Source organism: Aeromicrobium sp. Root495, from assembly GCF_001426755.1.
Lineage (GTDB): Bacteria > Actinomycetota > Actinomycetes > Propionibacteriales > Nocardioidaceae > Aeromicrobium.
In genome coordinates, this window is sequence record NZ_LMFJ01000002.1 from 64,240 (window position 1) to 85,901 (window position 21,662).

Sequence of the window (21,662 nt, forward strand, 5' to 3'; positions counted from 1 at the left end):
AGCCGTCCTCAACGCTTGATGTTCACCACGCGGACGTTGGTGTACGCCTTGAGGCCGAGGATCGATCCCTCGACGCCCACGCCCGACTGCTTGACTCCACCGAAGGGGATGGTCGCCGTGACGACGGGGTGCTGGTTGACCCACACGGAGCCCGCCTCGAGGCGCTCAGCGACCTCGATGGCTGCGTCGGGGTCGGAGGTCCAGACCGAGGCTCCGAGACCGTAGACCGTGTCGTTGGCCCGTGCGATGGCCTCGTCGAGGTCGGTGTACGTCAGGATCGGCAGGATCGGGCCGAACGGCTCCTCGTCGACCAGGGCGTTGCCCTCGCTGACCCCCTTCACGATCGTCGTCGGGAACCAGTAGCCGGGGCCCTCGGGCACTTCGCCCTCGAACACGACCTCGGCGCCTCCATCGATCGCTGCCTGAGCGAGACGCTGCACCTGCTTCAGCTGCGCGGCGTTCTGGACCGGGCCGGCCGTGACGCCTTCCTGGTCACCGGGTCCCACGACGACCTTTGCCGCCTCGCGGGCGATGGCCGCTGCGTAGGCGTCGACCTTGTCGGCAGGCACGTAGAGGCGCTTGAGCGCAGCGCAGACCTGACCGGAGTTCGAGAACGCGGCCCAGAACAGGTCGGCTCCGATCACGTCGGGGTCGGCGTCCTCGAGGACGATGCCGGCGTCGTTGCCGCCGAGCTCGAGCGTGACCCGCTTCAGCGTGGGCGCGGCCGAGGCCATGATCGCCTTGCCCGTCGGGACGGAGCCCGTGAACGAGATCTTGTGGATGCCCTCGTGTGCCACCAGGGCACGGCCCAGCTCGTCGCCGCCGGCGAGGACCTGGAGCACACCGTCGGGCAGGACGCCCTGGAGCAGCTCGCCCAGACGCAGCGTGCTGACCGGGGTGTACGGCGAAGGCTTGATGATGACGGTGTTGCCAGCCACCAGACCGGGCACCAGCTTGAACATGGCGGCGAGGAACGGGTAGTTCCAGACGGTGATGGCGCCGACCACGCCGATCGGGTCGTGACGGACCTCTACCCGGCCGGTCTCGTCGTCCTTGATGATCTCGGGGTCCAGCGTGATGTTGCCGAAGACCTCGACCTGGCGCAGCGAGGCCATGATCTCGCCCTTGGCGTTGCCGAGCGGCTTGCCCTGCTCGCGCATGACCAGCTCGCCGAGCTCGTCGATGTTGTCGCGCACGACCTGACCGAGGGTCTTGATGAACTCCTGACGCTCGGTGAGCGGCTTCTTGCTCCAGGTCGCGAAGGCGCGGTTGGCTGCCTCCACTGCGGCGTCGAGCTGCTCCAGCGACGCAGCGGGGACCTCGATGAACGCCTCGCCCGTGGACGGGTCGATGACGGAGAGCAGCTCGTCGGACGACTGGCTCTTGCCGTCGATCGTGAGCTGAGGGCTGGTGATCTTGTCAGGTGCGATGGTCATGATGATCCTTTGATGACGGTGAGTGGAAGGTCTAGCTGGTCCGGGCTGCGGTGGGGTTGACGCCGAAGATCTCGGCATACTTCTCGGGCGTGAGGCCGACGGGTGCTCCGGCGGCGTCCTCGGGAGGCTCGATCTTGGCCTGGGCCGAGGGGCGCTGGGCGATGGTGCTCGACCACGCCAGCAGATGGGGGAACTGCGCGATGTCGACGCCGTGTCCCTTCAGGACTCGCGTCCAGGGGAAGCAGATGATGTCGGCGATCGTGAGCTCGTCGCCCACGAGGTAGGTCCGGCCCTCCAGCCTGGTGTCGAGCACCGCGCAACACCGTTCCGTCTCCGTCACGTACCGCGCCGTCGCGTACTCGTCGACGATTCCGGCGTCCGGCGCGTACTGGACGAAATGAGCGGCATTGCCCGAGGCCGGCCCTTGGTTGGCGACCTGCCAGTAGACCCAGCAGATCGCCTCCCAACGGAGCCCCGGATCAGTCGGCAGCAGCCGACCAGTCTTCTCGGCCAGGTACGCCAGGATCGCCCCCGACTCGAACAGCGAGATCGGACGACCGCCCGGCCCGTCCCGGTCGATGATCGCCGGGATCTTGCTGTTCGGGTTCACGGCGGTGAACCCAGGACTGAACTGCTCGCCCCGCGTGACGTTCACCCAGTGAACCTCGTACGGGAGCCCCAGCTCCTCCAGAGCCATGTGGACCTTGCGCCCGTTGGGCGTCCGGTCGTAGAAGAGGTCGATCATGATGTCGTGGCAGCCTTCGTCAGATTCCGTAGCGCTCGCGCATACGGTCCTCGTACGCCACGACGTTCTTCTTGGTGCGGGCGTAGTTGCGGCCCTGCCAGTCCCAGTGGACGTCGGTCGTGTGACGCAGCGCTGCGTAGAGCGTGGCGTCATAGGACGACGGCTCGTCGCCGAGCAGGAACTGGCGGCCCTCGAGGTGCGCGTCGAAGCCGTCGATGTCGGCCTTGAAGCGCTCGAAGACCTGGTCGTCGGGCAGCAGTCCGGTGCCCTGCTGCACCTGCTCCTCGGCGATCTTCTGTCGGTACTGCTCCAGGAAGCCGCCCAGCTCGGGCGTGATCTCGGCACCGGGCACGAGGATGGGGATGTACTCCTCGAACGCCTCCTTGTAGCGCCAGCGCGACTGGATGATGTTGACGAAGTAGAAGTGCTCCTCGATCTGGCGCTGGAAGGCCAGGCCGATCGCGTGCTGAGCCGGGCTCAGGCTCGCGTCGAGCTTGTCGCCGTACGTCGCCTTGAGGTACTCGATGATGCGCGACGAGTCGTTGAGCTCGGTGCCGTCCTCGTCGATGATGCGGGGCAGCTTGGCCGTCGGCGAGTCCTGGCCGAGGGTGACCAGGTTCTGCTCCTTCATCTCGAAGGGCTGATCGGTCATGGTGAGGTAGTTCGCGATCTTGGTCACGAACGGGCTGATGCACGGCAGGTCCCACGCGGGGATGAACCGGAACAGAGTGATCATGCTGAGACTCCTTTGTCTTCGATGGTGCGCCAGTCCTGCGACTGAGGCCAGGGTGCGGTGACGACTACCAGGGGAGGATGTCGCCGTTGCCGTGCTGGAACTTGCCGGCCGTCTCGACGGTGAGCTGGTCGAGCACGGAGATGATTCCTTCGGCAGCTGACTCAGGGGTGGCGAGGATGGCTGCAGCCTTTTCCTTGTCCTCGGGGTTCATGACGTCGAGGAGGTTGGTGTTGACCAGGCCCGGGTGGAGCGCCTGCACGGCGACACCCTCCTTGGCCAGGTCGATGGAGAGGTTGAGCGCGACCATGTTGGCGGCCGCCTTCGAGATGCGGTAGGCGTAGTCGCCGCCGCTCCCGTTGTCGTTGAGCGAGCCGACGCGGCTCGTGAAGATGCCGACCTTGCTGCCGTCAGCGAGCCGGTCGCGCAGCGCCCGGACCGCGCGCAGCGGTCCGACCGTGTTGATCTCGAACTGGTTGCGCACGTCGTCGTAGTCGACCGTGTCGATCGTGTCGAGGAACATGACCCCGGCGACGTTGACGAGCCAGTCGAGCGTGAGGTCCTCGTTGGCGACGCGCTTGGCGAGGGCGGCCACGGCGTCGTCCGACGTGACGTTCACGCCGGGCTCCACCGCGATGCCACGCTCGACGAGGTCGGCGCCGTCGCCCATGGTCGCGGCCAGGACGTCGTCACCCCGCTCGTGCAGCGCGATCGCCATGGCGTGGGCGATGCCCTTGTCGGCACCGATGATCAGCTTGGTTCCCATGTTCATGCTCCTTGAGTTACGACGTTGGACTCGTCGTCCGTGACGGGTGGGCTAGTGGTCTCCTGGCCGACGATCCCGGAGGCCACGAGGCCGTCGATCCGGGCGTCGTCGATGCCGAGGTCACGCAGGACCTCGCGAGTGTGCTCGCCGAGGCGAGGAGCCCCGCGCGGCGGCTCGACCGGTGTGGCCGAGAAGCGGGCCGCGGTCCGCGCCTGGCGCAGGCGCCCGGCCACGGGGTGGTCGGTCTCCACGAGGGTCTCCGACGCGATGACCTGCGGATGGTCGATGAGCTCGAAGCGGCGAAGGGCGGGCGCGCACGGCACGTCGTGCTCCGTGAGGATCGTCAGCCACTCGCTCGCCGGGCGCTCCAGGAGGATCTTCTGGATCTCGGCGAGCCGCTCGTTGACGTTGGCGTCGCGCTTGGCCGGGGTGTCGAACCGGTCGTCCGCGAGGAGGTCCTGCCGGTCGGAGGCCTTGCAGAAGGCCTCCCACTCGCGGTTGCTCATCGTGGAGACCGTGATGTAGCCGTCGGCCGTCTCGTAGATCAGGTCGATGAAGCTCGCGGCCTTCTCCGGGGTGACGGGGTGGTCGACGAAGGTGTAGGCGTTCATGTCGCTGGCCCACATGAAGGACATGACGCTGTCCAGCATGGAGAGCCGGACGTGCTGACCCTCACCCGTCGTCGCCCGCGAGACGAGGGCCGCACAGATGGCCTGAGCGCCCATCATGGCCGTCAGCTTGTCGGGGAGGACGGTGCGGATGAGTCGCGGACGATCCTCGTCGGAGCCGGCCTGGATGGTGGTGAGTCCCGACAGCGCCTGGACGATGGGGTCGTAGACGCGGCGGTCGGCATACGGCCCCCGCTCACCGAAGCCGCTGATGGAGAGGTAGACCAGGCCGGGGTTGAACGCGCGGAGCTCGTCGTACGAGATGCCCAGCCGTTCCACGACGCCGGGCCGGAAGTTCTGGACGAGGACGTCGGCGGACTCGACCAGCTGGTGGAGCAGCGCCAGGCCCTCGGGATCCTTGAGATTGAGCGTCACCGAGCGCTTGGAGCGGTTGACGTTGATGAACATCGATGCCAGTCCACCCACCCGGTTGGGCAGGGACCGGACGTGGTCGCCCGTAGGGGGTTCGACCTTGATGACCTCGGCTCCCTGATCGCCCAGGAGGTCCGCAGCCCAAGGGCCGGACAACATGGCGGAAAGGTCAAGGACCCTGATTCCTTCGAGCGGACCGCTCATCTGCTACCTCGCTAGGACGTGACGTGCATTACATCTTCACCGTAGCGAGAAACCTCTTAGCCGTCAATTACTTTCTACTGAATAATCTCGGAGAGATGACGACCATGTTGCTGAGCGGTCAGACGCCGGCCTGGTCGACCGGCTCGAACGACAGCAGGAGCTTGCGCAGAAGGCGCTGGAGAGCTTCCTGTTCGTGGTCGTCGAGGGCGTCCGCCAGCGTGGTGGCGTCGCGGACCATGACGTCGCCGAACACGGAGTCGATGAGCTTGATGCCATCGTCGGTGAGCTGCACCTCGACCCGTCGCCGGTCGTTGACGTCGACGTGCCGCGTCACGAGACCTGCTCGCTCCAGCTTCTCGAGACGCTGGGAGACGCCGCCGGACGTGATGAGCGAGTGCCGGGTGAGGTCTCCAGCGGAGCGCCGGAAGGGCGGGCCCGACCGGCGCAGCATGCCCAGGATGTCGACCGTGCCGCGGTCAGCCTCCCACTCGGCGAGGTAGTCGTTGCGCTGACGCTCCAGGTGACGTGCGATGCGCCAGACACGGGTCACGATGCCGATGGAGCTGACGTCGAAGTCCGGACGCTCACGCTGCCAGTTGGCGATCACGCGATCCACTCCGTCCTCCGACCCTGCTGCCTTCAGGCGCTGCTCGACCGTGGGCTTCGTCGCGTCATTCTTCATAGTGCTGAGAATCTCATACCCGGGTTCACTCCGGGAGGCCGGTCGAGAAATTTGCTCGCGGCACAGCCGAGGCTGTGCCGCAAACGAACTGCTCATCAGCCCAGGCGGTTCGGCGACGAGTGGTACTGGCTCGCGAAGAAGATCAAGGGATCCCCCTCTGCGCTGCCGCACGCCGTGACCCGCGCCGGGAACAGCACGTGGTCGTTCACCGTGAACGAGTCGAGGACCTCGCACTCGAACCAGGCCAGGCACGTCTCGAGCGTCGGCACCTCCAGCCGGGTGAGGAAGGTGGGCTGCTCGCTGTTGTCGCGGTTGCCTGCGAAGTGGTTGGACGCGTGCTGCTGACTCTGCGTCAGGATGCTCGCGCCGTACCGCCCGGTCGACTCCACGATCTCCATCGCCCGTCCGGGGCGCAGCGAGACCATGACCGTCGGTGGTTCGAGGCTGACCGAGCCGAAGCTGTTCACGGTGACCCCGTGAACAGACCCGGCCGCGTCCTCGCCACTGATCACGGCCACGCCCGTCGCGAAGAACGAGACGTGACGGCGGAAGTCGAGATCGGCCATGTCGGTCACCTCTTTCACGTTCGAGCCCAGCCGCGACATCAGACTGCCGCCGGCTCGCAGAAGGCGCCGATGCGCTCGGGCGCCGAGAAGACGTCCCACTGGGCCTCGGGGTAGTTGAACCGGTCCGTGAACGTGTCCGCCAGGTCGGGGCTCGCGTTGAGCGCACCCACGAAGGCCTGGAACTCCGGCGGGAAGCTCTCGAGCGCGCCCATCATGAAGTTGGTCCAGTTCGTCGCACTGTGCACGCGCTCGTTGCGCCGGGCGTCCACCGTGGCCACGAAGTCCGGGCCGAACGAGTCGTTCGCAACGATCTCCTCGCCCATGATGATGGCGGCGTGGGAGGCGACGTTGGCACCCTGGCCGAGCACCGGGTCGACGGTGGCCTGCACGTCGCCGAGAGCGACGATGATGCGTCCGTTGTCGAGGACCGTCGACGTCTCGCGCACCGCCGGGACGACGCCGCCCTGGAGGATGTCGAGCGAGCTGTTGGCGAGGTCGAACTCCTCCACGTCGATCCGCTCGAAGCACGTCGGGTAGTGCTTCTCGAGCTTCTCGAGGAGCAGGGCCTTGAAGGCGGCCGGGTCGTCGTCGTACTTGGTGTGAGCCAGGATCTCGGTGTCGCCGCCCGGGATGTTCTCGATGACGAGCGCGTTCTGCAGACCGTTGAAGGTGAGCGTCGGGATCTCGATCATCTCGCCGGCGCCCGGCGAGAAGTACATCGTGACGGCCCGGCTCGGCAGCTGGGCGATGCCCTTGAAGATGCCGACGCAGAGCTGACGCTGCGGCGTGGTGTGGGGCGAGAGCTCGGGGATCTTCGGGAACAGCGCGTTGGTGCCCTTGCCCGTCGAGATGACGAGGAGGTCGAACTGCTCCGAGAGCTCGGTGAGGTCGCTCGGGTCGACGCTCTGGATGACCAGGTTGCCGCCGCGCTCCTCGAAGTCCTTCATGAGCAGCGGGAGGTACATCCGGTAGTCGACCGCACGGCTCGGGCCGCTCAGCAGCTTGCCGTAGAAGCGCATGGGCTCCGGGGTGCCGATGTAGTAGTTGTGACCGAAGTAGCCGACCTCGTCGCTGTCCCAGTGGTTGACGCCGAGGGCGTTCTCGCGGTCGATCGTGACGGCGTGGTGAGCGACCGTGTTGGGCAGGCGCGACGACGCGTAGGCCTCGGCCGGCTTGTCGGTGAAAATGGTGACGTCGACGTCGTGCTGGCGGAGGTAGAGGCCCAGGTGGAGGCCCGCCGTGCCCGCTCCGATGATTCCGATCTTCTTGCTCATCCTGACTCCTTGGTGATGTCGCTCGATCTGGCGAGCGAACGTGGGAACCGCGGTGGGCCTTCGCGAGAGGGTTCGCGAGACGCCCGTCTTGTGTGCCGCGACGAGACGTAGGTCACGGCCTTCTGAAAAGTACTGTAGTGCTAAGTAACTTAATTGTCACGCATTATTTGTGCGCTGAGTCACACGACTCCTGGCAGACTCCGGACCTGGGGAAAGACCGTCAGAATCGGTCCGCAAGGCGCCGCGCTGCAAGCTGGACCGCTTCCCACACCGTGGCGAAGGGCGGCGCATAGGCCAGGTCCATGGCGGCGAGGTCGTCGATGCTCAGTCCACCCCACAGAGCCGCCGCCACCGTGTCGATGCGCTTGCCGGCACCTTGCCCGCCGATGATCTGCGCGCCCAGCAGACGCCGGGTCCCCCGCTCAGCGAGGATCTTGGTGGACATGCGTGAGGACTCGGGCATGTAGCCGCTCGCCGTGCGGCCGTCCGTGGCCAGGGAGACCACGTCGATCCCGGCAGCCGTGGCTTCAGCCGTGCTCAGGCCCGTGCGCGCGATCTCCAGGTGGATCCCGTCGTGCACGAATCGCGTGATGGCCGTGCCCAGTGCGCCGTCGAAGGTGGACTGCCCCCCGAAGAGGTTGGCGCCCACCGCTTTGCCCATCTTGTTGGCGTGGGTTCCGAGCGGCAGGAACGCCCAGGTGTCGCTCACGCGGTTCCGGACCTCGCAGCAGTCGCCTGCAGCCCACACGTGCGGCGCGACCTGGCCTCGCGGGTCGGCTCGGAGCCCTCCCCACCGCCCGACCGGCAGTCCGGCCTCCACTGCAAAAGCAGTGTTGGGGGTGATGCCGATGGCTGAGACGAGAAGGTCGCAAGGGTAGGAGTTGCCGTCGCTTGCGACGACGCGCGTGACCCACCCGGTCTCGTCGGCCTGCAGGCCGTCGACGACAGCATGGGGGACGACCGTGATGCCGGCCTCCGTCAGCGCCTTCTCGATCCGCTCGCTCATGTCCTCGTCGAGGTTGCTCATGACCCGCGAGCGGGTGAGAAGTGTGACGGCGTACCCACGACGACGCGCGGCCTCGGCCATCTCGACGCCGATGTACCCGCCGCCGGCGACGACGACGGAGCCGTGGTGATCGCCGTCGTTCTCGAACCTGCGGGTGAGCCGCTGGATCCACTCCTCGCCGTCGACGAGCGTCTTGACAGCGGCCACGCCGCCGTACAGGTCCCCGCTCTCGCGCCGCATCCAGTCAGGAAAGATGGGGCTCGCGCCGGTGGCGATCACGAGCTGGTCGTACTCCAGCGTGCCGGCCGCCCCGCTCACGTCGACGTAGGAGACGAGCTGTCGGTCGAGGTCGAGCCGCGTGGCCATGGTGCCGGTGCGCAGGTCCACCCCCATCTCGCGATGCCGGTCCGGCGACCGCGCGATGAGCTCGTCGGCCGTGTCGACGTCACCCGCCACCCAGTAGGGAAGGCCGCAGGCCGAGTAGGAGGTGTGCGGAGTCTTCTCGAGGGCGACCACCTCGGCCTCACGCCCGGCCGCCCTGGCGGACCGGATGGCCTGGTGGGCCGCGCTCATGCCGGCGGCGTCCGCGCCGAGGACCAGGATCTTCTCAGCGCCGCTCATCGGGCATCAGCCCCCGCGAGGGTCGAGCAGCGCTGCTCGACCCAGCTCACGATGTCGCCGGCGAGGTCGCTGCCGCTGAGGGCATCGATCTCACGCACACCGGTCGGGCTGGTCACGTTGATCTCCGTGAGCCGGTCGCCGATGACGTCGATCCCCACGAAGTGCAGTCCGTGCTCTGCGAGGTGCGGAGCCAGGGAGGCGCAGATGGCGCGGTCGACGTCGGTCACGTCGTCCTTCACCGTCACCGCGCCCGCAGCCATGTTGCAGCGGAAGTCGTCACCGAGCGCTACCCGGCGCACCGAGCCGAGGGGCTCCCCGCCGAGCACGATGACCCGACGGTCGCCGTCGACCGCAGCATCCACCCACTGCTGCACCACCACGTGGACCGCCCCGCGCTCGGTCGCGGTCTCCACGATGGACCAGAGGTTGACGTCCTCGGGGTCGAGCACGAGCACGCCGCGACCTGCCATGGCGTCGGTCGGCTTGAGCACGGCCCGGCCCCACGACTGGACGGTCTCGACGATCGTCTTCGGGTCGGCCGCCACCACCGTGGCCGGACCGAGCTCGGGCAGGCGAAGGCCGAAGAGCTTCTCGTTGGCGTGGCGCAGCCCGGCCGGGTCGTTCATCATCAGCGTCGAGCGCTGGTCCACGAGGTCGAGGATGTACGTGGCACGCAGGTAGGTCGCGTCGACCGGAGGGTCGGTGCGCATGAAGATGGCGTCGAAGTCGTCGAGCTGCACCGGGACCGCCTCTGCCGCCGTGTACCAGGGGTCGGCGGCGATCCACCGTCCCTGGTCGAGCCGAGCAGGAACGACGGTGACGTCGCGGCACGCGGCCTGGGCCCGGCCCGAGGCGATCATGAGGTCGCGCACCGTGGTGACGCTGATGCGGTGGCCGCGCACCTGGGCGGCCTCCATGATCGCCACGCTCGTGTCGTGGCCGGCCTGGAGGCTCGCGAGCTCGTCGATCACGAGGAGGAGCCGCAGGGGCGATGCGGGGATGGCGCTCATGGTGGTCCTTCCGTCCGGGTCCCCCTGGTGCGGCGGTGCCGTGCGGCGGACCCGTTCAAGAAATTTTCTGTCGCGACTGGACAATTGTGATGTGAGTCACGGTACGCTGTGACGAGAATCAACGTAGTTCTAATTTTCTTAGCAGTCAACTATCTCGGAGGACCTCGCATGCCTCGCTCCTGTCGAAGCCTGACGCCCCAGCAGATGCTGGCGGTGGCGGGGTCCATGTTCCAGCCCACCGGCGACGACCTCATCGGGCTGGAGTGCGAGTGGCCCGTCCGCGACTGGCAGGACCCTGCCGCACGACCCGACCTCGAGCGCCTCCTCCGGGTGGCCGAGGAGCCGCTCGCCGGCCATGGCCGGATCACGATCGAGCCGGGTGGCCAGATCGAGCTCTCCTCCTTCCCCGCCCGCTGCTTGAGCGACGCGATCGACACGGTCAACGCCGACGCCGACGACATCAACCACCGGCTCCTCGCGGTGGGGCTCGACAGCGAGGAGGTCGCGCTCGACCACGTCCGTCCCCCGCAGCGGGTCCTGACCCACCCTCGGTACGTCGCGATGCAGGCCTTCTTCGACGCCGGTGGCGCGTCCGGCCGGTGGATGATGTGCAACACCGCGTCCGTGCAGATCAACGTCAGCAACGAGACCGCCGACCCCCTGCGCCGCTGGCGCACCCTGAACCGCATCGCCCCTGCACTGCTCGCGGCCTTCGCCAACTCGCGCGGTGTCGACGCCGCCGGGACATCCTGGGCCTCGCTTCGACAGGGCATCTGGGGCGGAATCGACCCCGGTCGCACCAAGCCGGTCCCGCTGGATCGGCCGCCTGCCCTGGCCTGGCTCGAGTACGCACTCGCGGCCGACGTCCTGTACATGCTCGACGAGGACGGCAACGGGTCGTCCGGCACGAGCGTGGCCCCGGGCCTGTCGTTCTGGTCATGGATGGAGCACGGGCACCCCGCCGGGTACCCGACCATCGAGGACTTCCGGTACCATCTGAGCACCCTCTTCCCGCCCGTCCGCCCGCGCGGCTGGATGGAGCTCCGCGTGCTCGACGCCCTGCCGCGACGCATGCGGACCGCGGCCGCGGTGTGCGTGGCCACGGCCGTCCACGCCGACGTCTCGTCCGAGATCGACCGACTCGTCCCTGACGTGTCTCACCTGCACCACGAGGCGGCCCGGTTCGGCCTCGGCCACCCGCTGCTCCTGGAGTCGGCACGAGCGCTCATGCAGGTCACCACGCGGCACGTCGAGGCGGCGACCCCTCGCACCGAGCACGCCGACGCCCTGCACGAGTTCGCCGACCAGTACACCGTGCGCGGCCTCGCCCCCGGCGACGAGGGCTGGTGCGAGATCCCTCTCGCGCTCGCCACCCCCGAGGTCCGCGTCGCGACACCGACCGTGTGAGAAGAGGCACGGGTCGACCCCACCGTCCTCGCGCTCTGGGACACTGGGGACATGACTGACGCCCCGACCACTGCGCGTCGAGGCCGGCCCGGCTACGACCAGGACGCCATCCTGCGCGGCGCCATCGAGCTATTCAACCGCCAGGGCTACGACGGCACGAGCGTCGGTGACATCGCCAAGCAGCTCGGCCTCACCAAGTCGGCCATCTACCACCACGTCCCCAGCAAGGAGGCGTTGCTCTCGGCGGCGCTGGACGAGGCGCTCGAGGGTCTGTCCGCAGCAGTCTCGTCGGCGGCGGAGGCGGCACCGGGCACCAGCGCCTACGACCGGCTGCGCACCGTCGTCCGCCAGTCAGTGGAGATCCTCGTCGACCACCTGCCTGCCGTCACGCTCCTTCTGCGCGTCCGCGGGAACAGCGAGCTGGAGCTCAAGGCGCTGGCTCGTCGACGGGCCATCGACGAGCAGCTGACGCGGCTCGTCCAGGCCGCCGTCGACGAGGGCGCCCTGCGCTCCGACATCCAGCCCGACCTCATCAGCCGGTTGCTGTTCGGTCTCGTCAACTCCCTCGTCGAGTGGTACCGCCCCGACGGCCAGGTCGACCGCGACGTCCTCGCCGACTCCATCGCGGCGCTCGCCTTCGACGGACTGGCCCTCGCCGAGCGCTAGTCAGTCGAGGGAGAGACCGGGGTTGCGCCGACCGAGCGACCTGCTGCGCCCGCGGAGCTCCGCGACGACCGTGCTGTCCGACGGTCGGGCCACCGTCACGTCATAGATCCCAGACCGTCCGCGGAGCGCTCGCTCCGAGGCGGTGGCCACGAGCACGTCGCCACGGCGGGCCGGCTCGAGGAACGTCACGTCGAACCCGGCGGCCACGGTGACGTCACCGCGGGAGTTGCACGCCATGGCGAACGCGCTGTCGGCGAGGGCCGCGATGAACCCGCCGTGACACATGGCCCAGCCGTTCAGCATGTCCTCGCGGACGACCATCGAGATCTCGGCCCGGCCGGGCAGGACCTTGCGCAGCTCCATCCCCAGACCGCGCGAAGCCGTGTCCTCGGCCCACATCGTGGCGGCACTGCGGACAGCCACGTCCTGGTCGGTCACCATGTGAAGAAGCCTTCCCCCGTCTTGCGGCCCAGCGTGCCCGCTGCGACCTTGTCGCGCAGGAGCTGCGGCGGCGCGAACCGCGGTCCCAGCTCACGTTCGAGGTGCTCGGCGATGGCGAGGCGCACGTCGAGGCCGACGATGTCAGTCGTCCGCAACGGCCCGGTCGGGTGCTTGTAGCCCAAGGTCATGGCGGTGTCGATGTCCTCGGCGGACGCCACGCCGTCCTCCACCATGCGGATCGCCTCGAGCGCGATGAAGACACCGAGCCTGCTGCTGGCGAACCCCGGTGAGTCCGTGACCGTGATGCCGGTCTTCCCCAGGGACGCGACCCAGCCCTGCGCCTGCTCTACCAGGTCACTCGCCGTGGCCGAGCCGACCACGATCTCGACGAGGTCGCTCGCGGGGACCGGGTTGAAGAAGTGCAGGCCGATGAAGCGCTCGGGGCGACGGAGGCCGGACGCCAGTCCGTCGACCGACAGGGACGAGGTGTTGGTGGCCAGGTCGGCCTCGGGCGCGGCCTGCTCGATGATCGAGAGCACCTTCGCCTTCAGGCCCACGTCCTCGGGCACGGCCTCGACCACCAGGGCCGCCGCGCCGAGCACGGCCGGATCGGTCGTGACGGCGAGACGATCCAGGACTGCGCCCGGCTCATCCGTCAGCAGTCCGCGGTCCGCGGCCCGACCGATGCTCACCGCCACGCGCTCTCGGGCAGCCTCGGCGCCGGTGGCATCGGCCTCGACGATCGAGACCGAGCTGCCCGAGACGAGGAGGGCGTGGGCGATGCCGGCGCCCATGCGGCCTCCGCCGTACACGGCTGTCTTCTCCGGGAGCGTGCTCATGCTCGTGCCTTCCGACGGTCGAGGAAACGATCCATGCGGGCGAACTTCTCCTCCGTCTCGAAGAGCACCGCCTGCGCGATGTCGTCGATGAGGGGGTGGGCCTCACGCGGGGCGTGGAAGATGGACTTGGTGAGCCGCACCGCCAGCGGCGCCTGAGCGGCGATCCGGTCTGCAAGTCGGTGGCCGGCCGGCTCGAGCTCGGTGGACTCCACCACCTCGTTGAGCAGACGGACCGCGGCGGCCTCGTGCGCGTCGAGGACGCGTCCGGCCAGGAGGACCTCCTTGGCCAACGGCTCGCCCACCAGCTCGGCCAGGCGCCAGCCGGCCCCGGCCGCGGCCAGGATGCCGAGTCCGGGCTCGGGATTCCCGATCCGCGTCTGGTAGGTGCCGATCCGGAAGTCGCAGGCGTAGGCGAGCTCGGCCCCACCCCCGAGCGCATACCCGTCGATGAGCCCGATCGTCGGCATGGGGAGCCGGTGGATCCGGTTGAAGATCGAGGAGTTGATGCCGCGGAGTGCGTCGGTGCTGCGGCGCTCGCGCAGCTGCGCGATGTCGGCGCCGGCCGCGAAGGTGCCACCCTCGCCGATGAACAGGGCGATCTGCGGCTCGGCCTCGAGCTGGGCGCAGGCCTCGTGCAGCTCGTCGACCATCTGCTGGTCGATGGCGTTGCGGACGTCGGGGCGGTTGAGCCGCACCACCGTCCGGTCGTCGCGACGGTCGACGACGACCGAGCGGGCGGTCACACCCGCTCCAGCAGCAGGGCGGATCCCTGGCCGACGCCGACGCACATGGTCGCGAGGCCCCGGCGCTGGTCGGCGCGCTCGAGCCGGCCGAGCAGCGTCACGACCAGTCGCGCGCCGGATGCACCGAGGGGGTGGCCGAGTGCGATGGCCCCGCCGTCGGCGTTCACGATCTCCGGGTCGAGCGCCAGATCTCTCAGGCAGGCGAGCGACTGCGAGGCGAAGGCCTCGTTCAGCTCCACCGCCTCGAGGTCGTCGACGCTCCAGCCGGCCCGGTCGAGCACCTTGCGCGTGGCCGGGACCGGGCCGATGCCCATGATGGCCGGCGGGACGCCGGCGTTCGCGGCGGCGACGAGTCGCGCTCGGGGCGTCAGGCCGTGCTGCTCCACGAACCGGTCGCTCGCCACCACGACGGCTGCGGCGCCGTCGTTGAGGGAGCTCGCGTTGCCGGCCGTGACCAGTCCGTCGGGCCCGTTGACCGGTCGAAGCCGCGCGAGGACGTCGGCCGTGGTGCCGGCCCGGGGGCCCTCGTCGGTGTCGAAGCTGCCGTTCTTGACGGGCACGGGGACGATCTCGTCGGCGAAGCGGCCGTTCTTGATGGCGTCGAGGGCGCGCTCGTGGGACTGCACGGCGAAGGCGTCGAGCTCGTCGCGGGTCAGCCCCCACTGCTCGGCCACGCGTTCGGCGGTCTGCGGCATCGAGAGCGTGGTGTCGGCGTCGAAGCGCGGGTTGGTGAAGCGCCAGCCGATGGAGGTGTCGAAGGCGGCCCCAGGCTTGGCGAACGCCTTGGACGGCTTCTCCTGGACCCATGGGGCACGGGTCATGGACTCCACTCCCCCGGCAACCACCAGGTCGGCATCGCCCGACAGGATCATCTGCCGCGCAGTGGCCACCGCAGTAAGGCCGGAGGCGCAGAGCCGGTTGACGGTGAAGCCCGGCACCGACTCCGGCAGTCCCGCGAGGAGCACCGCCATGCGTGCGACGTTGCGGTTGTCCTCGCCGGCCTGGTTGGCGGAGCCGAGGACGACCTCGTCGATGAGCTCGGGGTCGACGCCGGAGCGGGCCACGGCCTCCTTGACCGCGATCGCGGCGAGGTCGTCGGGGCGGGTGAAGGCGAGGGCGCCGCCGTAGCGGGCGATCGGGGTGCGGACACCGTCGATGATGAAGGCCTCGGTCATGTCTCTCCTCGGGTGTGGTGTTCAGGCGTCGAAGTCGACGGTGACGGCGTCGCTGACGGGGAAGGTCTGGCAGGTCAGGATGAAGCCCTGCTCGACCTCGGCCTTCTCGAGCGCGTAGTTGCGGCGCATGTCGACCTCGCCGTCGCAGACCTTGGCACGACAGGTCCCGCACACGCCGCCCTTGCAGGCGAAGGGCAGGTCGTTGCGGGTCGCGGCCGCACCGTCGAGGACGCTGAGACCGCGCGGCATGGGCGCGGTCGTGGTGCGACCGTCGAGGACGATCGTCACGTCGCTCGTGTCGCCGTCGGCAACGATCTCGGTGCGGTGGATCTCCGGCGGAGGCTCGTCGACGTAGAACAGCTCGAAGTGCACGCGGTCCTCGTCGACGCCGAGCTCCTCCAGGACCTCGCGCGAGTCGGCGATCATGCCGAACGGACCACAGAGCCACACGTGGTCCACGGCGGCGATGGGCACCAAGTTGGTCATGAGTCGTCGCAGCCGGTCCGCCTCCAGACGGCCGGTGAACAGCTCGACGTCGCGCGGCTCACGCGAGAGCACGTGCACGAGGTCGAACCGCGGACCGTAGCGGTTCTTGAGGTCGGCGAGCTCCTCGGCGAACATGACCGTCCCGCTCGTGCGGTTGCCGTAGAACAGCGTGACGTGGGCTTCCGGGTGGGAGAGCACCGTCGCGGCGATGGACAGCATGGGGGTGATGCCGGAGCCTGCGGCGATGCAGAGGTGGCGCCCTGCCGCGGGCTCGGCGCGGAACGAGCCACTGGGGGCCTGCACGTCGACGGTGTCGCCGACAGCCACCTCGCGGACGAGCCACGAGGAGAACAGCCCGTCGGGGATCTCCCGGACGCCGATCCGCGGCCGCTGTCCGGCGGGGGCGCAGATGGAGTAGGACCGTCGGTGCTCCTCACCGTCGATCGTGCGCCGCACGGTGAGGGACTGCCCGGCCTTGAACTTGAAGGCCTCGCGCGCGTCCTCGGGGACGTCGAAGGTCACGGCGGCGGAGTCGTCGGTGAGGCGCTCGACGGCGGCCACCGTGAGCGGGTAGAACGGCGCGCGGGCCGGGGCGGTTTGCGCCGGTGCGGCGTCGGACACGGTCATCAAATCTCCTTGACGTGCTCGAACGGCTCGAGGCAGCTCGTGCAGCGGTACAACGCCTTGCAGGCGGTTGGTCCGAACTCCGAGGTCAGCTCGACCTCGGAGGACCCGCACCGCGGGCACGCGAGGGACCGACGGCGCGGGATGAGGGTGAGGGCCACGGGTCCCTCGAGGCTGGGCGCCGGTCCGGGGGCCGAGAGCCCGTGGTCGGCGAGTGCCTGGCGGCCGCGCTCCGTGATCCAGTCGCTCGACCAGGCCGGATCGAGGGAGACCTTCACGGCGACGTCGTCGAACCCGTGGTCGTGCAGGCGATGCACGAGGTCGTCGCGCATCGTCGCCATGGCGGGGCAGCCGGAGTACGTCGGGGTGATGGTCACGACGACGCGGGCACCGTCCACCTCCACGTCGCGGAGCACACCGAGGTCCTCGAGCGTGAGCATCGGCATCTCCGGGTCCGTGACCGAGGCCGCGAGGCCACGCGCGCGGTCGAGCACCGAGACGGGCGAGCCCATGGTCACCACTGCCCCATCGGATGGGCACGTGCGACGACCTGGAGCTCGGCCAGGAGCCGGCTGTGGGCCTCGGTGTGCAGACCGTCGCGCCCGGTCTCGCCACGAACGCCGGCCAGCGGCGCGACGTCGGGCCGCTCGACCCCACTCAGGGAGAAGACCTGCTCGAGGAGGACGTCGACCTCGTCGGCGACCGTGGCCGGGTCGACGCCGACGGTCGACTCGGCGACCAGCGACTCGACCTCGTGCGTCGCGAAGAGCTCGGCCCGGAGCGGCCAGATCTCGGTCAGACCCCCGACGACGCGACGACGCGACTCGTCGGTCCCGCGGGCCAGCGTCAGGAACCAGCGACCTGCGTAGTCCCGGTGGTACGTCATCTCCTTGACGCCCTTGACGGCGACGGCCGACAGCACCTTGTCCCGGCTCGCGGCAAGCTTCTCGAAGAGGGCGAGGCGCCACGTCGAGAACAGCAGGAGGCGTGCGATGGTCTGGCCGAAGTCGCCGTTGGGTCCCTCGACCAGGCGGACGTTGCGGAACTCGCGATCGCTCCGGAAGTAGGCCAGAGCGTCCTCGGCCGGGATCGGCGACCCCTCGGGCAGCGCCGGCACGAGCGACGGATCGGCCGCGGCCGCACGGGCCAGCAGGAGGCGCGACTGTCCGAGGAGGTCGAGCGCGATGTTGGCGAGCGCGATGTCCTCCTCGAGGTCCGGCGCGTTGCTGCACCACTCCGAGAGCCGCTGCGACATCACGAGGGCGTCGTCCGCCAGCATGATGCAGTACAGAGCCAGGGCACGTCCCTCCACGCCGTCCGGCAGCGTCGTGTCGACACCGGCCAGGGGGTCCTCGAAGTCGGTGCCGAACGCCCACTGCGAGTCGTCGCCTCCGAGCAGCCCGTCGTAGACGGACTCGTGGTCCACTTCCTCAACCATGGTTCAGCACCTCACATGTGGGGGACGTTGTCGGGGATGTCGTAGAACGTCGGGTGGCGGTAGACCTTGTCACCACTCGGCGCGAACAGCGGATCCTTCTCGTCGGGGCTCGACGCCGTGACGGCGTCGGAGCGGACGACCCAGATGCTGACGCCCTCGTTGCGACGGGTGTAGACGTCACGCGCGTGCCGCACGGCCATCTCGTCGTCAGCAGCGTGGAGGGAACCCACGTGGACGTGGTTCAGGCCGCGCTTGCCGCGGACGAACACCTCGTAGAGCGGCCACTCGGCCTGCGGTCCGGACGTCACCATCGGGGGCACCCCTCGACCTCGTCGGCGTCGACCGGCTGGTCGGCGCTCTCCTCAGAGCCTCGCGCGGCGAAGGCGAGCGCGGCCTCGCGGACCCACGCACCGTCCTCCCAGGCACGACGGCGATGCTCGATCCGCTGGGTGTTGCACGGTCCGTTGCCGCGGACGACGTCGTTGAACTCGTCCCAGTCGGGCGAGCCGAAGTCGTGGGCCTGACGCTCCTCGTTCCACCGAAGCTCGGGGTCGGGCAGCGTGACGCCCAACGCCTCGGCCTGCGGGACGGTCATGTCGACCATGCGCTGACGGAGGTCGTCGTTGGTGTTGCGCTTGATGCCCCACTCCATCGACTGCGCGGTGTTGGGCGAGTCGTCGTCGGGCGGGCCGAACATCATCAGGGCGGGCCACCAGAAACGATTCACCGACTCCTGCACCATGGCGCGCTGCTCGTCGGTTCCACGCATCATCGTGGCCAGGAGCTCGAAGCCCTGACGCTGGTGGAAGGACTCCTCCTTGCACACGCGGATCATGGCGCGGCCGTACGGGCCGTACGAGGTGCGGCACAGCGGCACCTGGTTGCAGATGGCCGCACCGTCGACGAGCCAGCCGATCGTGCCGACGTCGGCATAGGTCAGCGTCGGGTAGTTGAAGATTGAGGAGTACTTCTGCTTGCCGTTGATGAGCATCTCGGTGAGCTCGTTGCGCGAGGAGCCGAGCGTCTCGCAGGCCGAGTACAGGTACAGGCCGTGGCCCGCCTCGTCCTGGACCTTCGCCAGCAGGATCGCCTTGCGTCGCAGCGACGGCGCGCGCGTGATCCAGTTGCCCTCCGGCTGCATGCCGATGATCTCCGAGTGCGCGTGCTGGGCGACCTGACGAAGCACCGTCTTGCGGTACCCCTCGGGCATCCAGTCGCGCGGCTCGATGCGGTCGTTGTGGTCGATCGTGAGCTCGAAGCCGGAGAGCAGCTGCTGCTCGTCCGTCTCTGGTGCCACCGTCATGACCCCTCCAGATTCTCGTCCTCAGGCATTTACTGACCGAACGGTCTGTAATAGTGTGGCACGCATCATCCCGTTTGCGCAACGAAAGGTTCCTTGCCGTGAGTGCACTGCTCGAAAGCTATGCAGGAGGCGCGTGGTTCCGCGCTTCCGATGAAGGCACGCCGCTCCTCGACGCCTCCACAGGCGAGGAGGTGGCCCGTATCTCCTCCACCGGCCTCGACCTCGCCGGGATGGTCGACCACGCCCGCACGGTCGGAGGACCCGCGCTCCGCGCGCTCACCTTCCATGAGCGGGCCGGCCTCCTGAAGGCCGTCGCCAAGCATCTCGGCGCCGACAAGGAGGAGCTCTACGCCCTCTCGGCCCGCACCGGCGCGACGCTGCGCGACTCCCAGGTCGACATCGACGGCGGCATCGGCACCGTCTTCAGTTACGCCAGCAAGGGGACGCGAGAGCTGCCCAACGACACCGTCGTCCTCGACGGTGCCACGGAGCAGCTCGGACGCACCGGCGTCTTCCTCGGCCAGCACCTCTACACGTCCCGTCCGGGCGTGGCCGTGCAGATCAACGCCTTCAACTTCCCCGTGTGGGGCATGCTCGAGAAGCTGGCCCCCGCGTTCCTCGCCGGGCTCCCCACCATCGTGAAGCCCGCCAGCCAGACGGCCTACCTCACCGAGGCCGTCGTGCGCCGCATCGTCGATTCCGGGATCTTGCCCGAGGGTTCGCTCCAGCTGCTGTCCGGCAGCCCCGCCGGCCTGCTCGACCAGCTCGGCGCCCAGGACTCCGTGGCCTTCACCGGCTCCGCCGCCACCGGCGCCAGCCTGCGCCAGCACCCCTCGGTGCTGCACGGCGGCGTCCAGCTCGGGATCGAGGCCGACTCGCTCAACTGCTCGATCCTGGGCCCCGACGTCTCGACCGACGACCCCGAGTTCGACCTCTTCGTCAAGGGCGTCGTGGCCGAGATGACCGTCAAGGCCGGCCAGAAGTGCACAGCCATCCGACGCGCCATCGTGCCGCTCGCGATCGCCGACGACGTGGTCGCCGCGATCAGCGCCCGGCTCACGAAGATCACGGTCGGCGACCCGAACGCGGACGGTGTCCGCATGGGGGCCCTCGCGAGCCTCGGTCAGCGCGACGAGGTCCGCAAGGCAGTGCAGGCACTCATCAGCTCCGCCGACGTCGTCTTCGGCGACCCCGACGCCGTCGAGGTCGTCGGTGCCGACGCAGAGCGTGGCGCCTTCATGTCACCCGTCCTGCTGCGAGCCCACCCCGGCGCGAGCGAGCCCCATGACATCGAGGCCTTCGGTCCTGTCAGCACCGTCCTCACCTACGAGTCGCTCGACGAGGCCATCGCCCTCGCCGCCCGCGGCCAGGGCAGCCTGGCCGGGTCGCTCGTCACCCACGACCCGCAGGTGGCCCGCGACGTGACCCTTGGTCTCGCGCCGTGGCACGGACGCATCCTCGTGCTCGACCGCGACGATGCCCCCGAGTCCACCGGGCACGGCTCGCCGCTGCCCGTCCTCGTCCACGGCGGGCCCGGCCGCGCCGGTGGCGGCGAAGAGCTCGGCGGCATCCGCGGCGTCCTGCACCACATGCAGCGCACCGCGATCCAGGCCTCTCCCGACATGCTCACAGCCATCACCGGCCAGTGGACGAAGGGCGCCGTCCAGACGGTCGACGAGGTTCACCCGTTCCGCAAGAGCCTCGCCGAGCTCCGGATCGGTGACACGATCCGCACCGCGTCGCGCACCATCACCCTCGACGACATCGGGCACTTCGCCGAGTTCACGGGTGACACGTTCTACGCCCACACCGACGAGAAGGCCGCGGAGGCGAACCCGCTCTTCGGCGGGATCGTCGCGCACGGCTACCTCGTGGTGTCGATCGCGGCCGGCCTGTTCGTCGAGCCCAACCCCGGGCCGGTGCTGGCCAACTTCGGCGTGGACCACCTTCGCTTCCTCACGCCGGTCAAGGCCGAGGACACCATCTCGGTGACCCTCACGGTCAAGCAGATCACGCCGCGCAACAGCGCCACCTACGGCGAGGTCCGCTGGGACGCCGTCGTCACCAACGCCGAGGGGGCGCCCGTCGCCACCTACGACGTGCTCACCCTCGTCGCCAAGACGCTCGACAACTGAGAAGGAACGAACCATGCATCGCATCACCATCCAGTACGTCACGCCGCAGGACCCTGAGGCGTTCGACCGCCAGTACCTCGACCAGCACGCTCCGCTGGTGGAGAAGCTCCCCGGCCTGCAGGCGTTCACGTGGTCCAAGCCCCGTCTCATGGCCGGCGACGCCGACATCTATCTCGTGGCCGAGCTCGAGTTCGAGGACAAGGACGCACTCAAGACCGCCCTCACCTCGCCCGAGATGAAGACGACGGCCGAGGACGCGGCCACGCTCGGCGTGGCGATGACCATGTTCAGCGGCGAGGTCGTCACCGCCTTCTGACCGCAC

23 protein-coding genes are annotated in these 21,662 nt (G+C 69.0%); 4 read left to right on the forward strand and 19 right to left on the reverse strand.

Features of this window, described 5'->3' with window-relative positions:
• Positions 1-8 precede the first annotated feature (8 nt).
• From ASD11_RS14385 to gshB, 10 genes are all read right to left on the reverse strand, one after another.
• Entirely contained in the window at positions 9-1,436 is a 1,428-nt protein-coding gene (locus tag ASD11_RS14385) for an aldehyde dehydrogenase family protein (RefSeq protein WP_056289082.1), read from the reverse strand.
• 31 nt (positions 1,437-1,467) lie between these two features.
• Positions 1,468-2,181 (reverse strand): glutathione S-transferase family protein, encoded by a 714-nt coding sequence (locus ASD11_RS14390; protein WP_056289084.1) that lies wholly within the window; start codon positions 2,179-2,181, stop codon positions 1,468-1,470.
• Positions 2,182-2,200: 19 nt separating this feature from the next.
• Positions 2,201-2,917, reverse strand: a complete 717-nt coding sequence (isoI, locus tag ASD11_RS14395) for an iIsoprene-epoxide--glutathione S-transferase (protein WP_056289087.1) — start codon at positions 2,915-2,917, stop codon at positions 2,201-2,203.
• A 64-nt stretch (positions 2,918-2,981) separates the two neighbouring features.
• Positions 2,982-3,680: a 1-hydroxy-2-glutathionyl-2-methyl-3-butene dehydrogenase gene (gene isoH, locus ASD11_RS14400; RefSeq protein ID WP_056289088.1), complete on the reverse strand. Its 699-nt coding sequence runs from the start codon at positions 3,678-3,680 to the stop codon at positions 2,982-2,984.
• 2 nt (positions 3,681-3,682) lie between these two features.
• Positions 3,683-4,924, reverse strand: coding sequence for a CaiB/BaiF CoA transferase family protein (locus ASD11_RS14405; RefSeq protein WP_056289091.1), 1,242 nt, complete (start codon positions 4,922-4,924; stop codon positions 3,683-3,685).
• Positions 4,925-5,042: 118 nt separating this feature from the next.
• A complete protein-coding gene (locus ASD11_RS14410) occupies positions 5,043-5,606 on the reverse strand; it encodes a MarR family winged helix-turn-helix transcriptional regulator (RefSeq protein WP_056289094.1) in 564 nt (187 codons plus the stop codon).
• A 95-nt stretch (positions 5,607-5,701) separates the two neighbouring features.
• A complete protein-coding gene (styB, locus tag ASD11_RS14415) occupies positions 5,702-6,172 on the reverse strand; it encodes a styrene monooxygenase NADH-dependent flavin reductase subunit StyB (protein WP_200940188.1) in 471 nt (156 codons plus the stop codon).
• 38 nt (positions 6,173-6,210) lie between these two features.
• Complete coding sequence (gene styA, locus ASD11_RS14420) at positions 6,211-7,446, reverse strand: styrene monooxygenase subunit StyA (RefSeq protein WP_056289100.1); 1,236 nt, start codon at positions 7,444-7,446, stop codon at positions 6,211-6,213.
• A 220-nt stretch (positions 7,447-7,666) separates the two neighbouring features.
• Positions 7,667-9,073 (reverse strand): FAD-dependent oxidoreductase, encoded by a 1,407-nt coding sequence (locus ASD11_RS14425; RefSeq protein WP_056289102.1) that lies wholly within the window; start codon positions 9,071-9,073, stop codon positions 7,667-7,669.
• Complete coding sequence (gshB, locus tag ASD11_RS14430) at positions 9,070-10,083, reverse strand: glutathione synthase (protein ID WP_056289104.1); 1,014 nt, start codon at positions 10,081-10,083, stop codon at positions 9,070-9,072. Before gshB ends, ASD11_RS14425 begins: the two co-directional genes overlap by 4 nt.
• Before the next feature lie 168 nt (positions 10,084-10,251).
• Between gshB and ASD11_RS14435 the strand changes: the two genes are divergently transcribed.
• Complete coding sequence (locus ASD11_RS14435) at positions 10,252-11,490, forward strand: glutamate-cysteine ligase family protein (RefSeq protein WP_082554466.1); 1,239 nt, start codon at positions 10,252-10,254, stop codon at positions 11,488-11,490.
• 51 nt (positions 11,491-11,541) lie between these two features.
• The gene (locus tag ASD11_RS14440; protein WP_056289108.1) at positions 11,542-12,156 is read left to right on the forward strand and encodes a TetR/AcrR family transcriptional regulator; all 615 of its coding nucleotides are present in this window, start codon (positions 11,542-11,544) and stop codon (positions 12,154-12,156) included.
• Here the strand turns inward: ASD11_RS14440 and paaI are convergent, their stop codons facing one another.
• From paaI to paaA, 9 genes are read right to left on the reverse strand one after another with little or no spacing between them, the layout of a single operon-like run.
• Entirely contained in the window at positions 12,157-12,597 is a 441-nt protein-coding gene (gene paaI, locus ASD11_RS14445) for a hydroxyphenylacetyl-CoA thioesterase PaaI (protein WP_056289111.1), read from the reverse strand.
• A complete protein-coding gene (locus tag ASD11_RS14450) occupies positions 12,591-13,436 on the reverse strand; it encodes a 3-hydroxyacyl-CoA dehydrogenase family protein (protein WP_056289114.1) in 846 nt (281 codons plus the stop codon). The genes paaI and ASD11_RS14450 overlap by 7 nt, the downstream gene beginning before the upstream one ends.
• Entirely contained in the window at positions 13,433-14,179 is a 747-nt protein-coding gene (locus ASD11_RS14455) for an enoyl-CoA hydratase/isomerase family protein (protein ID WP_056289115.1), read from the reverse strand. Before ASD11_RS14455 ends, ASD11_RS14450 begins: the two co-directional genes overlap by 4 nt.
• The gene (locus ASD11_RS14460) at positions 14,176-15,354 is read right to left on the reverse strand and encodes a thiolase family protein (protein WP_056289118.1); all 1,179 of its coding nucleotides are present in this window, start codon (positions 15,352-15,354) and stop codon (positions 14,176-14,178) included. Before ASD11_RS14460 ends, ASD11_RS14455 begins: the two co-directional genes overlap by 4 nt.
• A gap of 21 nt (positions 15,355-15,375) precedes the next feature.
• On the reverse strand, positions 15,376-16,467 hold the full coding sequence (gene paaE / locus ASD11_RS14465) for a 1,2-phenylacetyl-CoA epoxidase subunit PaaE (RefSeq protein ID WP_056289121.1): 1,092 nt from the start codon (positions 16,465-16,467) through the stop codon (positions 15,376-15,378).
• Positions 16,467-16,976 (reverse strand): 1,2-phenylacetyl-CoA epoxidase subunit PaaD, encoded by a 510-nt coding sequence (paaD, locus tag ASD11_RS14470; protein WP_056290389.1) that lies wholly within the window; start codon positions 16,974-16,976, stop codon positions 16,467-16,469. Before paaD ends, paaE begins: the two co-directional genes overlap by 1 nt.
• Before the next feature lie 2 nt (positions 16,977-16,978).
• The gene (gene paaC, locus ASD11_RS14475) at positions 16,979-17,902 is read right to left on the reverse strand and encodes a 1,2-phenylacetyl-CoA epoxidase subunit PaaC (protein WP_056289124.1); all 924 of its coding nucleotides are present in this window, start codon (positions 17,900-17,902) and stop codon (positions 16,979-16,981) included.
• An 11-nt stretch (positions 17,903-17,913) separates the two neighbouring features.
• Positions 17,914-18,213, reverse strand: a complete 300-nt coding sequence (gene paaB / locus ASD11_RS14480) for a 1,2-phenylacetyl-CoA epoxidase subunit PaaB (RefSeq protein WP_056289126.1) — start codon at positions 18,211-18,213, stop codon at positions 17,914-17,916.
• Positions 18,207-19,205 carry a 1,2-phenylacetyl-CoA epoxidase subunit PaaA gene (gene paaA, locus ASD11_RS14485; RefSeq protein ID WP_056289129.1) on the reverse strand — a complete coding sequence of 333 codons (999 nt, stop codon included), beginning with the start codon at positions 19,203-19,205 and terminating at the stop codon, positions 18,207-18,209. Before paaA ends, paaB begins: the two co-directional genes overlap by 7 nt.
• Positions 19,206-19,303: 98 nt before the next feature.
• On the opposite strand from paaA, the gene paaZ reads away from it, so the two are divergent.
• Both paaZ and ASD11_RS14495 read left to right on the forward strand, forming a co-directional pair.
• On the forward strand, positions 19,304-21,340 hold the full coding sequence (gene paaZ, locus ASD11_RS14490) for a phenylacetic acid degradation bifunctional protein PaaZ (RefSeq protein WP_056289132.1): 2,037 nt from the start codon (positions 19,304-19,306) through the stop codon (positions 21,338-21,340).
• Between the two features lie 13 nt (positions 21,341-21,353).
• Positions 21,354-21,656 carry an EthD family reductase gene (locus tag ASD11_RS14495; RefSeq protein WP_056289133.1) on the forward strand — a complete coding sequence of 101 codons (303 nt, stop codon included), beginning with the start codon at positions 21,354-21,356 and terminating at the stop codon, positions 21,654-21,656.
• The last annotated feature ends 6 nt before the right edge of the window (positions 21,657-21,662 follow it).

Excerpts from the sequence above, each read along its gene's own strand:
- ASD11_RS14385 (WP_056289082.1), bottom strand. The coding sequence starts at position 1,436 with ATGACCATCGCACCTGACAAGATCACCAGCCCTCAGCTCACGATCGAC.
- ASD11_RS14390 (WP_056289084.1), bottom strand. The coding sequence starts at position 2,181 with ATGATCGACCTCTTCTACGACCGGACGCCCAACGGGCGCAAGGTCCAC.
- isoI (WP_056289087.1), bottom strand. The coding sequence starts at position 2,917 with ATGATCACTCTGTTCCGGTTCATCCCCGCGTGGGACCTGCCGTGCATC.
- isoH (WP_056289088.1), bottom strand. The coding sequence starts at position 3,680 with ATGGGAACCAAGCTGATCATCGGTGCCGACAAGGGCATCGCCCACGCC.
- ASD11_RS14405 (WP_056289091.1), bottom strand. The coding sequence starts at position 4,924 with ATGAGCGGTCCGCTCGAAGGAATCAGGGTCCTTGACCTTTCCGCCATG.
- ASD11_RS14410 (WP_056289094.1), bottom strand. The coding sequence starts at position 5,606 with ATGAAGAATGACGCGACGAAGCCCACGGTCGAGCAGCGCCTGAAGGCA.
- styB (WP_200940188.1), bottom strand. The coding sequence starts at position 6,172 with ATGGCCGATCTCGACTTCCGCCGTCACGTCTCGTTCTTCGCGACGGGC.
- styA (WP_056289100.1), bottom strand. The coding sequence starts at position 7,446 with ATGAGCAAGAAGATCGGAATCATCGGAGCGGGCACGGCGGGCCTCCAC.
- ASD11_RS14425 (WP_056289102.1), bottom strand. The coding sequence starts at position 9,073 with ATGAGCGGCGCTGAGAAGATCCTGGTCCTCGGCGCGGACGCCGCCGGC.
- gshB (WP_056289104.1), bottom strand. The coding sequence starts at position 10,083 with ATGAGCGCCATCCCCGCATCGCCCCTGCGGCTCCTCCTCGTGATCGAC.
- ASD11_RS14435 (WP_082554466.1), top strand. The coding sequence starts at position 10,252 with ATGCCTCGCTCCTGTCGAAGCCTGACGCCCCAGCAGATGCTGGCGGTG.
- ASD11_RS14440 (WP_056289108.1), top strand. The coding sequence starts at position 11,542 with ATGACTGACGCCCCGACCACTGCGCGTCGAGGCCGGCCCGGCTACGAC.
- paaI (WP_056289111.1), bottom strand. The coding sequence starts at position 12,597 with ATGGTGACCGACCAGGACGTGGCTGTCCGCAGTGCCGCCACGATGTGG.
- ASD11_RS14450 (WP_056289114.1), bottom strand. The coding sequence starts at position 13,436 with ATGAGCACGCTCCCGGAGAAGACAGCCGTGTACGGCGGAGGCCGCATG.
- ASD11_RS14460 (WP_056289118.1), bottom strand. The coding sequence starts at position 15,354 with ATGACCGAGGCCTTCATCATCGACGGTGTCCGCACCCCGATCGCCCGC.
- paaE (WP_056289121.1), bottom strand. The coding sequence starts at position 16,467 with ATGACCGTGTCCGACGCCGCACCGGCGCAAACCGCCCCGGCCCGCGCG.
- paaD (WP_056290389.1), bottom strand. The coding sequence starts at position 16,976 with ATGGGCTCGCCCGTCTCGGTGCTCGACCGCGCGCGTGGCCTCGCGGCC.
- paaC (WP_056289124.1), bottom strand. The coding sequence starts at position 17,902 with ATGGTTGAGGAAGTGGACCACGAGTCCGTCTACGACGGGCTGCTCGGA.
- paaB (WP_056289126.1), bottom strand. The coding sequence starts at position 18,213 with ATGGTGACGTCCGGACCGCAGGCCGAGTGGCCGCTCTACGAGGTGTTC.
- paaA (WP_056289129.1), bottom strand. The coding sequence starts at position 19,205 with ATGACGGTGGCACCAGAGACGGACGAGCAGCAGCTGCTCTCCGGCTTC.
- ASD11_RS14495 (WP_056289133.1), top strand. The coding sequence starts at position 21,354 with ATGCATCGCATCACCATCCAGTACGTCACGCCGCAGGACCCTGAGGCG.